Here is a 12,504-nt window from a genome sequence, read left to right as displayed (position 1 = left end):
ATACTAACGATGGAATCAAGTGCGCGCTATCGTCGATACATGGCTTCCGGATCACGTGACACGACCCCTGCCGCCACCGGCTCCGCCCCGGACACCCGTCAGCGCGTCATCGACGCCGCCATCGGGCTGCTGGAGCGCGACGGGCGGGACGCCGTCACCACCCGCGCGGTCGCCGTCGCCGCGGGGCTCCAGCCCCCGGCCCTCTACCGGCTGTTCGGTGACAAGGAGGGGCTGCTGGACGCGGTGGCCGAGCACGGCTTCGCCGCGTTCCTCGCGAGCAAGCGCGTCGACCCGGACCCCGAGGACCCGATCCAGGACCTGCGGGACAGCTGGGACCTGGCGGTCGAGTTCGGCCTGGAGAACCCCGCGCTCTACTCGCTGATGTACAGCGACGCCACGCGCGGCGACTCGGCCGCCTTCCAGACCGGGCTCGGGATCCTGAAGGGCCGGGTGCGGCGGCTCGCCGTCGGCGGCCGGCTGCGGGTCAGCGAGACCCTCGCGGCCAACGTCATCCACGCCACGGCCCGCGGCGCCGTCCTCACCTGGCTGTCGATGCCGGAGTCCGAGCGCGACCCGGCCCTGCTGTCGACCCTCCGCGAGGCCATGGTCACGGCCATCACCAACGAGAAGCCCGCCGTACGGACCACCGGTCCGGCCGGTGCGGCCCGCGCCCTGCGCGCCGGCCTCGCCGACCAGACGACCCTCAGCCGCGCGGAACAGCACCTCATGAGCGAGTGGCTGGACCGCCTCGCCGACGGCAGCCGGAACACAGACTGACGGCCCTGTGGATTACGTGGGCTACGTGGACTACTTCGCGTAGAGGCTCTCGATCTCCGTCGCGAAGTCCTTCATGACCGCCTCCCGGCGGAGCTTCATCGAGGGGGTCAGATGCCCGGCCTCCTCGGTGAAGTCGACGGGGAGCATCGTGAAGCGACGGATGGACTCGGGGCGGGAGACCAGCTTGTTGGCCTCGTCGACGGCCCGTTGCAGGATCGCCTGCAACTCCAGGTCGTCCAGGAGGAGTTCCGGCGGCACCGGGTGCTTGCCGTTCATCTGACGCCAGTGGGTGAGGCCGTCCCGGTCGAGGGTGATCAGCGCACTGACGTACGGCAGTCCGTCGCCGACCAGCATCACCTGGGAGATCAGCGGGTGGGAGCGGAGCCAGTTCTCCAGCGGGGCGGGGGCCACCGACTTGCCGCCTGCCGTGATCAGCATCTCCTTCTTGCGGCCGGTGATGGTGAGGTAGCCCTCGTCGTCGAGTTCGCCGAGGTCGCCGGTGGCCAGCCAGCCGTCCCGGGTCGCCGGGACGACCCCGCCGGCCTGCGGGTCCCAGTAACCGCGCAGGACGTGGTCGCCGGCGACCAGGATCTCGCCGTCGGCGGCGATCCGGACCTTGGTGCCGGGCATCGGCCAGCCGACGGTGCCCAGCCGGGGCTTGAGGGGCGGGGTGCAGGTGGTGGCGGCGGTGGTCTCGGTCAGGCCGTAGCCCTCGTAGATCTCGATGCCGGCGCCGGCGTAGAACGCGGCGAGCCGGCGGCCCAGCGGGGAGCCGCCGCAGATGATGTGGCGGACCCGGCCGCCCATGGCGGTGCGGATACGGCGGTAGACCAGCGGGTCGTAGAAGGCGCGGGCGGTCTTCAGAGCGCGGCCGGGGCCGCTGCCGGTGCCGGTCTGGCTGGCCTCCAGGGCCTCGCCGTACCGCTGGGCGACCCCGGTGGCCCGGTCGAAGACCGTGACCCGGCCGCCCGCCTCCGCCTTCGCCCGGGCGGTGTTGAAGACCTTCTCCAGCATGTACGGGATGGTGAGCAGGCAGGTCGGCCTGAAGGCGGCCAGGTCCGGGAGCAGGTCCTCGGCCTTGAGGCTGGGGGCGTGGCCGAGGCGGACCCCGGCGCGTATGCAGGCGATCGCCACCATCCGCCCGAAGACATGGGACATGGGCAGGAAGAGGAGGATGGAGACCTCGTCGTCGTTGCGGGCCTTGAAGATCGGGTAGAGGAGTTCGATCGCGTTGTCGACCTCGGCGAAGAAGTTGCCGTGCGAGAGGGCGCAGCCCTTGGGGCGGCCGGTGGTGCCCGAGGTGTAGATGAGGGTGGCGATGGTGTCGGGGCCCAACATCCCCCGCCGTACGGCCACTTCGGCGTCCTGGACGTGCCCGCCCGCCTCCGCGAGCCGGTCCACGTGCCCCTTCTCCATCACCCACAGATGGCGCAGGTCGGGCAGCCGGTCCAGTTCGGGGCCGAGCGCGGCGGCCTGTGCGGAGGCCTCGGTGACCAGGGCGACGGCACCGGAGTCGTGCAGGATCCAGCGGGTCTGGAAGACCGAGGAGGTCGGGTAGACCGGGACGGTCACCAGGCCGGCCGCCCAGGCGCCGAAGTCGAGGAGCGTCCACTCGTACGTGGTCCGGGCCATGACGGCGATCCGGTCGCCCGGCATCAGGCCTTCCGCGATCAGCCCTTTGGCCACCGCCAGCACCTGCGCGGCGAACTGGGCGGCCGTCACCTGCTCCCAACGGCCCTCGCCCGCAGCCGGCTTGCGGCTGAGCACGATCGCGCCGGGCTCGGCCTCCGCGTTCTCGAACGGCAGGTCGGCGAGCGAGCCGTGCCGCACCGGCGGCGCGAACGGCGGTACGGACGCCTCCCGCACCACCCCGTCCAGCCGCTGGACGAGGGGTTCGATCAGGATCGGCTTCCCGTCGTAGTCCGTGGCCTGGATCGCGGTCCCCGGGGAGACGGGGGCGGCGTTCTGGAAAGAGGAAGTGGACACGGGGCGGCTCCTCGGGCGTGCAGCGGGTGAACTGCTTGCTGCATGTCGTACGCGCCTCGCGCATCGAGGCGTTCACCGGGGCCGGACCTCAGAAAGGGGTTACCGGCGGTTAGGTCTGGAGATCGTACGGGGCCGCTGTGGCGGGGTTGTGGGGTTTCGGGGATGGTCCGGGGCCGGGCCTGTGCAATACCGGAGGTTACGTGAGGACCTCTCACATTAGGGCCCACTTCCGGACCTTGACAGCTGTGACATAGACTTACCTCGGGTAACCTTACTCCAGAGTCAGCAATTGGACGATCCGGGGGGACGGACATGTCGGACCGCTGTCGTCGTCCGCACCGACGGCCACGGGAAGGGCAGGCGCGGTGATCGTCCTCGGCGGCCCGCCCGCCCTCGGGCCCCTGCTCGCGCGTGGCGCGCTGCGGTCGCCCTTCAAGAGACCGGCGGCCGACGCCCCCTTCCCGCGGACCCGCCTCGTGCTCCCCGCCCTCCGCGCCGACGTCGGCAGGCTCGCCGCCTACGAACGCGTCTGCGGTTTCGCCACCGGCGACGACGGGCTGCCCGTCACCTACCCGCACGTCCTCGGGTTCCCGCTGGCCATGCGGCTCATGAGCGCGCGGGACTTTCCGCTGCCGCTGCTGGGCCTGGTGCACACCTCGGTCGAGATCGAGCGGTATGCCGAGCTGCCCGGTGCGGGGACGTACGAACTCTGCGTCCACATCGAGAAGCTGAGCCCCCATCGGCGCGGCACCGAGGCCACCGTCGTCACCGAGGCGCGCGTCGGCGAGGACGTCGTATGGGCGTCGCGGAGCAGGTATCTGGCGCGGCACCGGACCACGACGGTCGGCGGCGGCACACCCCAGGAGAGCCAAGAGAACCGGGAGAACCCGGAGTACCGGCACCCGCTGCCGGTGGTCGAGGAGTGGAGGATCGCCGGGGATGTCGGGCGGCGGTACGGCGCCGCCTCCGGGGACCGCAACCCCATCCACCTCCACCCGCTCACCGCGAGGCTCTTCGGCTTCCCCCGGGCCGTCGCGCACGGCATGTGGACCGTGGCCCGCTGTCTCGCCGCGCACGGGGTGCCCGAACGCGCCCGGGTGGAGGCGGAGTTCCGGGCGCCGGTGCTGCTGCCGGGCACGGTGGCGTACGCGGCGGACGGCACCGGACGGTTCGAGCTGCGGGGCCCGAAGCGGGTGCATGTCGAGGGACGGGTGCTGCCGCTCGCCACCTGAGACATGCGGTGGGCCCGCCGCCCCGCACAGGTGCGGGACGACGGGCCCGGAGGAACGCCTAGCGGTCGTCACCTCCTGTCGGGCCGCCGTTCGGACGGCTTCCGGTGATCAGCCGGCCGACGGCCTCTCCCGCCTTGTGCACGGGAAAGCCGATGACCGGGATGAACACCAGGAACCACACGTTGCGTGCCGTGCCGGCGGAGGCGATGGCCGAGGCCAGGGTGTAGGCGAGGAGGACGGAGAGCGCGAAGAGCAGTGCTTCGGCCCCCCTCCTCTTCCAGTTGAACTTGGTTCCGGTCACGTCACCTCATATCTTGTTGCGCCACTTCTTGAAGATCGACCAGACCCTGTTGAAGAACTTCTGCTGCTTGCCCTTGCTGAGCCCCATCCCGGCGAGGCAGCCCACCACCGAGTACCAGATCCTCTTCTTCAGGTTGCCCGAGGTGAAGAGGAAGGTGGCGCACGCTCCCGCGATGCAGTCGGCGATCTCGACCCGCCAGGGCAGCAGGTACGGCGTCCACTCGGCCACCGCCCACTCGACGAACAGCTTGACCGCTCCCGTCAGGCCGGCCTTGAGGATGTTCTTCAGCCAGCCCCAGATACGGCCGTCGATGTCGGCCATGTTGACCGGGTCGGAAGGGTACCCGTAGTGGTTCGGGGAGCCCTCCGCGATCGGGTCGGTCTGCAGGAAGCGGCCGGTGGTGGGGTCGTAGAGCCGGACGCCCATGACCGTGAGGCCGGTCAGCACGGCGCCCGCCCGCTGGCTGCCGCCGAGCCAGCCGTAGGCCGGGGCGGTGGTGCCGTCCAGGACGTTGCCGTACTCGTCGTAGTGCGTGACCGTGCTCGCCACACTCGTGTCGAGCGGCTGCTGCACGGTGACGTCGCCGTGCAGGTTCGTCAGCTCCAGGACGACGGAACCGGCCGCGGATGTGGTGGCGCTCAGGGCGCCGCTCAGATCCTTGACGTCACGGGTGACGCCGGTGCCGGTCGCGCTCCACGTCGGGCTGTCCGACGGGTCGCCGTAGTGGCTGGTCGTGGTGGTGGCGGTGGTCCAGGTGCCGTCGGCCGCCTGGGTCTGGGACCGCTGCACGGCGAGCCGTCCGGCGGCGTCCAGGTCCCACAGGGTGCGGCTGGTGCCGGCCGTCTGGGTGCGGGCCAGGTCGTTGGTGAAGTACGACAGGCTCGTACCGCCGCCGGTGGTGGTGGTGCGTCCGAAGGCGTCGTAGGCGTAACCGGAGTTCACCAGGCGGTCCACGCTGTCGTACGCGTACGACGTGGAGGTGGTCGTGGTGTCGTCGGTGCCGCTGTCGCAGTCGTCGGACGTCGTGGTCAGCCCGGTGCGGTTGCTGTTCGCGTCGAAGGTGTAGGCGCGGGTGGTGCAGCCGGTCGCGGTGGTGTCGGCGGCCCGGGTGAGGCGGCCGGCGCTGTCGTAGGTGTAGTCGGACTGGGTGGTGGAGCCGGCCGTCTGGGTGTGGCCGGTCTGGCGGCCGGTCACCGCGTAGCCGGCGCTGTCGGAGGCGACGGTGGTGCCGTCCGGGGCGGTGTACTCGCGGCCGGTCTCCTGGCCGGCCGGGTCGGTGGTGACGGTCAGGGCGTAGCTGCCGGGCAGGGACTCGGAGACGAGGGTGCCGTCGGCGTCGTAGGTGCCGGTGAAGGTGCCCGCGACCGAGTCGGTCAGGGTCTTGACGTCACCGGCGGTGTCGTAGGCGTAGGTCACGCTGGACGGGGCCGAGTCGGTGGTCTTCAGCGGCCGGTCCAGGATGTCGTAGGACGTGCGGGCGGTGTTGCCCGCCCCGTCGTCGTACGTGGCGACCCGGCCGAGGGCGTCGTAACCGTAGGCGACGGTCTGGCCGTTGGAGGTGCGGGTCGCGATCCGGCCGTTGTCCGAGTGGTACGTGATCGAGGTGGCCGGCGTGGTCTCGCCGGTGCCGCCGGTGATCGCCGTCCGGGTCTGCCGGCCCGCCGTGTCGGTCGTGTAGGTGGTCGTCCGGGTCACGCCGTTGGCGGTCTCCGCCTTGGTCGCGGTCCGGCCCCAGCGGTCGTAGGTGTAGACGGTGGTGACCGCCTGGCCGGGGTTGCCGCCGCCGGTGATGTCGGCCGCGGGCGCGGTCCGGCACAGCAGCCCGGACCACTCCACGGAGGCGCAGGTGCCGGTGGCGTCCGCGCTGTAGTAGGTGTAGCCGAGCGTGCCCGCGTCCGAGCCGGACGAGGCCGTGGTACGGGTCGAGGAGATCCGGCCCGTGGTGTCGTAGGCCGTCACCGTGTGGGTGGTGTCGTCGCCGCTGGTCGCCTTCTCGTCACCCGTGGACCAGTCGTAGGTCGTGGTGACCGCACGGGCGTCCGCGTCGGTGCCGTAGCCCTCCACGGCCGCGCCGGTGGTGGTCGTGGTGACCAGGTCGGAGACCGCCGCGTCGGCGGGCCGGTTCTCGTCGTAGCTGTACGACGTGTGGGCCCGGGCCGGGATGACGGCGCCGGCGGCGAGCGTGGCGGCGCTGGTGGAGCCGGTCAGCTGCTGGGTGAGCGTGACCTGGTGCAGCGGGCCGTACTCGTCGGTCAGGCGGCGGCCGTCCGCCGAGTAGACGGAGACGGAGCCCAGCCGGCGGGCCCGGTCGGCGGTGGACAGGCCGGTCAGGCCGAGTCCGGCCAGTTCGTCGTCCGCGCCGGCCGACTTGCCGAGGGCCAGGGCCCGGTCGGCGGCACCGAGTTCGAAGACGGTGTTGCCGGACTCGTCGTACTGGGTGGTGGTGATCGCGCCGCCGGGCTTGGCCGTGTCGGTCTCCTGGCCGTCCGCGTCGATGTAGGTGACGGTGGCCCGGCCGTAGGCGCTCGCGGCCAGGTCACCGCCGGTGCTGGAGGAGGGGACGGAGTCCGCCGGGAAGACCGCGGTGGCGTCCGTCGGCACCTCGTCCTGGGCCCAGCCGGCCACCGTGTCCGCGTCCATCTGGTACGGGGCGGTGGAGCCGGACAGCGGCACGTCGTAGACGACCGTGGTGGTCGCCGTGCCCGACGTGGTGCTCGTCGTGCCCTCCGCCAGAGCCGGCCGGGAGGCGCTCAGGAGCATGCCGGAGCCCGCGGTCAGCGCCGACCCCGCCTTGCCGTAGGCGAAGGTCCAGGGGAGTTCGCCGGGCCTGGTGAAGGTCGTGACACGGCCGTCGGAGTCGTAGCCGTACGCCGTCTTCAGCGCGGGGCTGATGCGCGGGTCCCACTCCTGGCGCAGGCGGCCGGAGCCGTCGTAGGCGTAGGAGGCGATGGTCTCGGCGGTGGCGGCGGAGGCACCCGGGTCGGTGGCCCACAGCCTGATCGCCTTGACCTGGCCGGTGTGGTCGCCGAAGGCGGAGTCGGTGCCGGTGGTGCCGGCGGCGTAGACGAACTCCAGCACCCGGCAGCCCTTGGTGGCCGGGGCCGCCTGGCAGGTGGCCGCCGGGACCGCGCCGGTCGGGGCGATGACGTACTTGGGGCGGGCCAGTGTCAGGTTCCCCGCGGTGACGGTCTCCGAGACGGTGGTCACCTTGGAGTCGTCGGCCGCGGTGGCCGACGAGGACAGGGTCCAGGTCGGGGCCGCGTCCGCCGCCTTGGTGAACACGGTGGTGTGCGCCTCGGTGTCGGTGAGGGTGAACGCCGAACCGGCCAGCGAGCCGGTCAGGGTCAGGTTCTCGGCGCCGGTCTGCGGCTTCCAGCCGCCGCCGCTGGTCGCGGTGAACGCGGTCGCGTCGCCGTTCGCGCCAAGCAGCTCCACCGAGGTGGTGGAGGTCTTCCGCAGCTGGGTGTAGTCGCCCGCCTGCCCGGTGACCGACGAGACCCAGCCGGGTCCGAAGATCTGCGCCTGCCCCTCGGTGGCGGTGGAGTTGGCACGCGAGGAGTAGGTGCGCGCCACGTTCGCCTCGAAGGCGGCGGCGTCGGTGGCCGACAGGGTGTAGCTGCCGGTGAGTTCGTTCAGCTCGCCGGGTCCGACCGCGGTGGTCGGGGCGGTGCCGGCGTCGCGGTCGAGGGTGACCTCGACGGTCTGGGAGTTGCCGGTGGTGGTGCCGTCGGTGAAGGCGGCGCGCAGCTGGATCACGCCGTCCTCGGCCAGCGAGCCGACGGTGTTCCAGACCAGCTTGGCGGCGGTGCCGGCGGTGACGGGGACCGGCCAGGCGGACACCGCGTTGCCGCCGGCGGTGACATCGCCGACCGGCACGGTGTGCCAGCTGTCGGTCTCGCCGCGCCGGTACTGCCAGGTGACCCCGGTGTAGGTGGTCAGGCCCCTGGCCGCGAGGGTCAGGCGGCGGGCGGTGGTGTCGCCGTCGGACGGGGACAGCACCGCGGCTCCGTCGGCGCCGACGCCGAACGAGTACGCGGTGGTCGCCGTGGACAGGTTGCCGGCCACGTCGACCGTGCGGGCGTACAGCGTGTGCCAGCCGTTCGCCGGGTCGACGGAGACGGTGAGGGCGTCGCCGCCGTTGCCGTCGGTGGTGTCCGTCTTCCGGTTCGGCAGGCTGCTGTCGTCCAGGCCCCAGTAGTAGCCGGCGCCGTCGGTCGAGGAGGTGTCGAAGGTGCACGACACCGCGTCGTCCGCCTTCGCCGTCCAGCCGTCCTTCGCGTAGGTGTCACAGGTGACCACCGCGGCGGCGGGCAGACCGGTGTTCATCGCGAACGGGACGTACGAGGACCACGTGCCGTAGTCGGTGCCGTCGTAGGCGCGCACCCGGTACCGCAGATGGGTGCCGGCCGGCAGGGCGTTGGCCGAGGGGACGGTCAGCTTGGCCGTCCCGCCGGAGGCCACCGCCGCGGACGTGCCGGTGTAGGAGTAGGTGGTGTCCGCGAACGCCGGGTCGGCCGTGATCTCGAACTGGGCCTTGGTGCTGGACCCGTCCGGGTCGGTGACCTTCGCCGCCAGCGTCGGCGTGGTGGAGGTGAGGTACCGGGTGCCGCTGTAGGTGTCGACCTGCGAGGGCGACAGGGCGAGCGAACTCGGCGTCGACGGGTACGAGTTGTAGGTGACCGTCAGCTTCGGCGCGTAGCCGGCGGTGGTGTAGTTCGCCGAGCGCCAGCGGCGCCAGGTGGTGGAGTCCTTCTCGTCCGTGCCGTAGACCATCAGCCCGTAGTTGGGCGAGCCGTCGGCCCAGGCCTGCACGATGCCGTCGATGTCCCAGTTGGCCCAGGCGGCCGGGCAGGACGAGTCGTAGCCGTGCGGGATGAGGTTGACGACGGCGCCGGTCCCGGTGGAGGACGGCCGGGTCGCCCAGGTCACCGACGTGGACGACCAGGTGGAGGTGAGCCGGCGGACGGTGGTGCCGGAGCCGGTGCTGGCGCACGTCGACGAGTAGTAGTTGTACAGGGCGAAGTTGGTGTCGGTGATGTGCTTGCCGGCGAACTTCGACACGTCGAACTTCAGGAACCCGCGGGCCAGGTCGGCGCCCGAGTCGTAGGTGCCCGACTTCAGCTCCTGGGAGGAGACCTGGGAGTCCGGGTAGTCCGGGGTCTGCAGCCAGGTGTCCGTGGTCACCGCCAGGGTGGTGGTCGGATCCACGGTCACCGGGTAGGCCGCCGAGGCCAGGAAGTCCTGGTCCGGCGTCAGCACCAGCGTCTGCGACCCGTCGGCGGCGGTCTCGACCTTCGTCGCGACCTTCTCCTGGTGCGCGGACTCCCCGGACGCCTTGTCCTTGCTGGAGTCCCACATCATCGGTGCCGGCGCCTCGGCGACGAGCTTGCCGTCCAGGCCCTTGAGCAGCAGATGGCCGGAGTCCGCCTGGGACAGCTTGAGCCCGTCCAGGTGCAGCGGGATGCGGTACGACACCGCGTCACCGGCCGGGCGCCGGTCGAGCCGGATGTTCTCCGAGATGCCCTGGGCGAGCGCGGTGACCGAGAGGGTCTGGCCGCCGCCGAGGTCGTAGGAGGCGGTGTTGTCCTTGACGGTCGGGCTGGGCAGCTTGTCCTGCCAGCCCAGTCCGAAGGACTCCTTGCCCTTGGTCACCGAGGCGAGCCGGGTGTCACCGCCGTCGGAGACGGCGATGTCCGCGACCGCCGCGTCCGGTGTGAGGTCGGGGCCCGTGTCGGACAGCGAGGTGTCGATCTCCTTCCACCTGCCGTCCTGTTTCACACGGACCGGTCCGGCGTACGCCTCCGTCTGCAGTTCCCCGCTCGGCAGCGCGTAGGTCGTGGAGTCGGACGTCCGTTCCGACAGGACTTCGATCTTCCGGTTCTGCGTCCGGGCCATCAGCATCGCCGAAGCCACCGAATCCGCCGACGAGGCGGCCGACTTGGCGCTCGACGCCGCGGCCGGCCGGGCGCTCGACGCCGCGGCCCGCTCCGTCGCACCGGAGCCGGAACCGGCCGCGAAGGCCGTCCCGGTGCCCAGCGACAGCAGCGCCGTCTCCGCCGCCAGCACCGCGGCCACCGCGAGGGCGGTCCGTCTCAGCCGGTTCACTGTGCGTGGCGAGTCCATCCGCCACAGCTTGTGTCTCTTCAACACCCCTCCAACACAGAACAGGGGTGCGGAACACACCCCTGAGTGGGAAGTGAGGGAAAGGTGGCGAGATGTATTCCAGGTGAACGAGACCGCGTCTGACCAGGTAAAACGCGTCCTCAGATTTAGCTCAAGTCTCTTGCTCCACGACCTGCTTGACCTGGCCATGACCTACGGAACCATGCATTCCCCCATGGGGGCACCACATGGCCACCAAACGGAACCAGGCCAGAAGTCACCGATCGGACATCGCTTTCTCGCCAACCCTCCGCGACCGACACACCGAACTCCCACGGATCCTTTAGGAAACCGTGACCGGCGGCAGCCACGGCCGACCGTCCATCAGGTTGCCGAGGCCCGCCCACGCGAAGTTCATCAGGGTCGTCGCGGCCTCGCGCGCGGTGACACCCGGAGTGACGTTCGCCCAGGCCGCGAGGGACTCGGCGGCGCCGACCAGGGCCTCGGCGAGCCCCGCCACCTCACGCTCGGGCAGGTCGGGATCGCGGCGCGCCTCACGGGCGGCGACCACGATGAGCTGGGTCACGAACTCCACGATCTCCGTGCGCATCGCGGCGACCTCGGAGGCGAACCGCTCACCGTGTGTTCGCGCCTGCAGATGCAACACCGACCAGCCGTCGGGGTGTTCGGCGGTGTGCGCGAAGAACGCCTGCAGCCCGTCCCAGAGTTGGCGGTCGGCGGGCAGGTCCGGGCGTACGCCGGTCCGGACCGCCTCGGTCAGCGCCGTCGCCTCACGGCGGATGCACGCCGTGAACAGGTCGTCCTTGGAGTTGAGGTACAGATAGACCAACGGCTTGGAGACACCGGCGAGTTCGGCGATCTCGTCCATCGACGCGGCCATGTAGCCGCGCTGCCCGAAGGTCCGCACGGCGGCGTCCAGCATCTGCTGCTCCCGGACCGCCCGCGGCATGCGCTTGGTCTTCACGGCACCCATGAGGCAAAGCCTAAAGGGGGCCGGCGATGAGAGCGTCGCCCGGGAAGCCCGGGAAGCTCAGGAAGAGGTCTGGGCCTGCGCCTGCGCCGCCTCGTCGACGGCGTCGTCCTCCTGGCTGCGGTTGGCCTCGATGTTGGCCTTCATCCGGTCGACCCGCCGCGAGACCTGGACCGAGGCGCGGTCCCGCTCCTTGCGCAGCACGATGAAACTGATCGGCGCCGACAGGACGAGGGAGAGCAGCAGGACCCACAGGAGGTTGGAGTCGCCGAAACCACGCGGGAACGCGCCGGCGTAGACCAGGCCCCAGACGACGAGGAGGCAGCCCGCGAAGATACCGAGGCGCATCAGCGTGTAGCGGAGCATCTCAATCCAGTCTTCCGATGACGAAAAGGGGCACCGTCCAGTGAAGCACGGCGCGAGACCGATCTTGCGGCGGGGTCAGACGAGCGGGAGCAGCATGGTGATGTCGTCGCGGTCGTCGCCGGGGGCGACGCGGATCGCGGCGGGGACGCGGCCGACCTCCTGGTAGCCGCAGGAGCCGTAGAACTTCTCCAGGCCGTGGCCGCCGCGGCAGCCGAGGCGTATCGCGGCTATGCCGTCGAAGCCGCGGGCCGCGTCGGCGGCGGCCGCGAGCAGGTCACGGCCGTAGCCCTGCCCTTGGTGCTTGGGGTGCACCATCACCGTGTACAGCCACACCCAGTGCTTCATGAGCCGGTGCGTGTTGAAGGAGAAGAAGGCGGTGGCGGCGACGGTACCGGTGTCGTCGTGGCCGACGAGGAGCCGGTGGCGGCCCTCGGCCATGGCGACGAAGTGCTTGACCAGCTCCGGGCGGATCTCCTCGGGGCTCACCGGGGCGACGAACCCGACGGCGCCGCCGGCGTTGGACACCTCGGTCCAGAGGTCGAGGATGCCGTCGCGGAGGGCGGGGGTGACGGCGGGATCCAGGGTGAAGGTAAGGGGCATAACCGGATGGTATCCATTACACGGAGACGGGTGCGACGACTTTTCGCCATGCGGACCAGGGTGCGTTGTCGACTGCGGGTGCGTCGTGGCTTGTCGCGCAGTTCCCCGCGCCCCTTCAGGGGACGCACCCGTACCCGGGAACGCACCCC

Annotated in this window: 8 protein-coding genes; 2 read left to right on the top strand and 6 right to left on the bottom strand. The window is 71.2% G+C overall.

The genetic code is table 11. The features are described 5' to 3' along the window. Positions 1-39 precede the first annotated feature (39 nt). The gene (locus tag ACGFZQ_RS46970) at positions 40-777 is read left to right on the top strand and encodes a TetR/AcrR family transcriptional regulator (RefSeq protein ID WP_393845666.1); all 738 of its coding nucleotides are present in this window, start codon (positions 40-42) and stop codon (positions 775-777) included. Between the two features lie 30 nt (positions 778-807). Here ACGFZQ_RS46970 and ACGFZQ_RS46965 read toward each other — a convergent pair whose 3' ends face one another. Further along, complete coding sequence (locus ACGFZQ_RS46965) at positions 808-2,712, bottom strand: AMP-dependent synthetase/ligase (RefSeq protein ID WP_393845686.1); 1,905 nt, start codon at positions 2,710-2,712, stop codon at positions 808-810. Positions 2,713-3,128: 416 nt separating this feature from the next. Between ACGFZQ_RS46965 and ACGFZQ_RS46960 the strand changes: the two genes are divergently transcribed. After that, complete coding sequence (locus ACGFZQ_RS46960) at positions 3,129-3,995, top strand: MaoC/PaaZ C-terminal domain-containing protein (RefSeq protein ID WP_393845665.1); 867 nt, start codon at positions 3,129-3,131, stop codon at positions 3,993-3,995. A gap of 58 nt (positions 3,996-4,053) precedes the next feature. Here the strand turns inward: ACGFZQ_RS46960 and ACGFZQ_RS46955 are convergent, their stop codons facing one another. The 5 genes from ACGFZQ_RS46955 to ACGFZQ_RS46935 all read right to left on the bottom strand — a co-directional run bounded on the left by ACGFZQ_RS46955 (position 4,054) and on the right by ACGFZQ_RS46935 (position 12,355). Further along, positions 4,054-4,296 carry a hypothetical protein gene (locus tag ACGFZQ_RS46955; protein ID WP_351741040.1) on the bottom strand — a complete coding sequence of 81 codons (243 nt, stop codon included), beginning with the start codon at positions 4,294-4,296 and terminating at the stop codon, positions 4,054-4,056. A gap of 6 nt (positions 4,297-4,302) precedes the next feature. Beyond that, entirely contained in the window at positions 4,303-10,419 is a 6,117-nt protein-coding gene (locus ACGFZQ_RS46950; protein WP_393845664.1) for a DNRLRE domain-containing protein, read from the bottom strand. A gap of 322 nt (positions 10,420-10,741) precedes the next feature. Beyond that, positions 10,742-11,392 (bottom strand): TetR/AcrR family transcriptional regulator, encoded by a 651-nt coding sequence (locus tag ACGFZQ_RS46945; RefSeq protein WP_351741044.1) that lies wholly within the window; start codon positions 11,390-11,392, stop codon positions 10,742-10,744. A gap of 57 nt (positions 11,393-11,449) precedes the next feature. Next, entirely contained in the window at positions 11,450-11,755 is a 306-nt protein-coding gene (locus ACGFZQ_RS46940; RefSeq protein WP_393845663.1) for a DUF4229 domain-containing protein, read from the bottom strand. A gap of 75 nt (positions 11,756-11,830) precedes the next feature. Then, entirely contained in the window at positions 11,831-12,355 is a 525-nt protein-coding gene (locus tag ACGFZQ_RS46935) for a GNAT family N-acetyltransferase (RefSeq protein ID WP_393845662.1), read from the bottom strand. Positions 12,356-12,504 lie beyond the last annotated feature (149 nt).

This window comes from Streptomyces sp. NPDC048254 (assembly GCF_043201895.1).
In the GTDB taxonomy this organism is placed as follows: Bacteria; Actinomycetota; Actinomycetes; order Streptomycetales; family Streptomycetaceae; genus Streptomyces.
The sequence above is the reverse complement of the archived record's forward strand: the minus strand, read 5'-3'. Positions and strand labels throughout refer to the sequence as shown.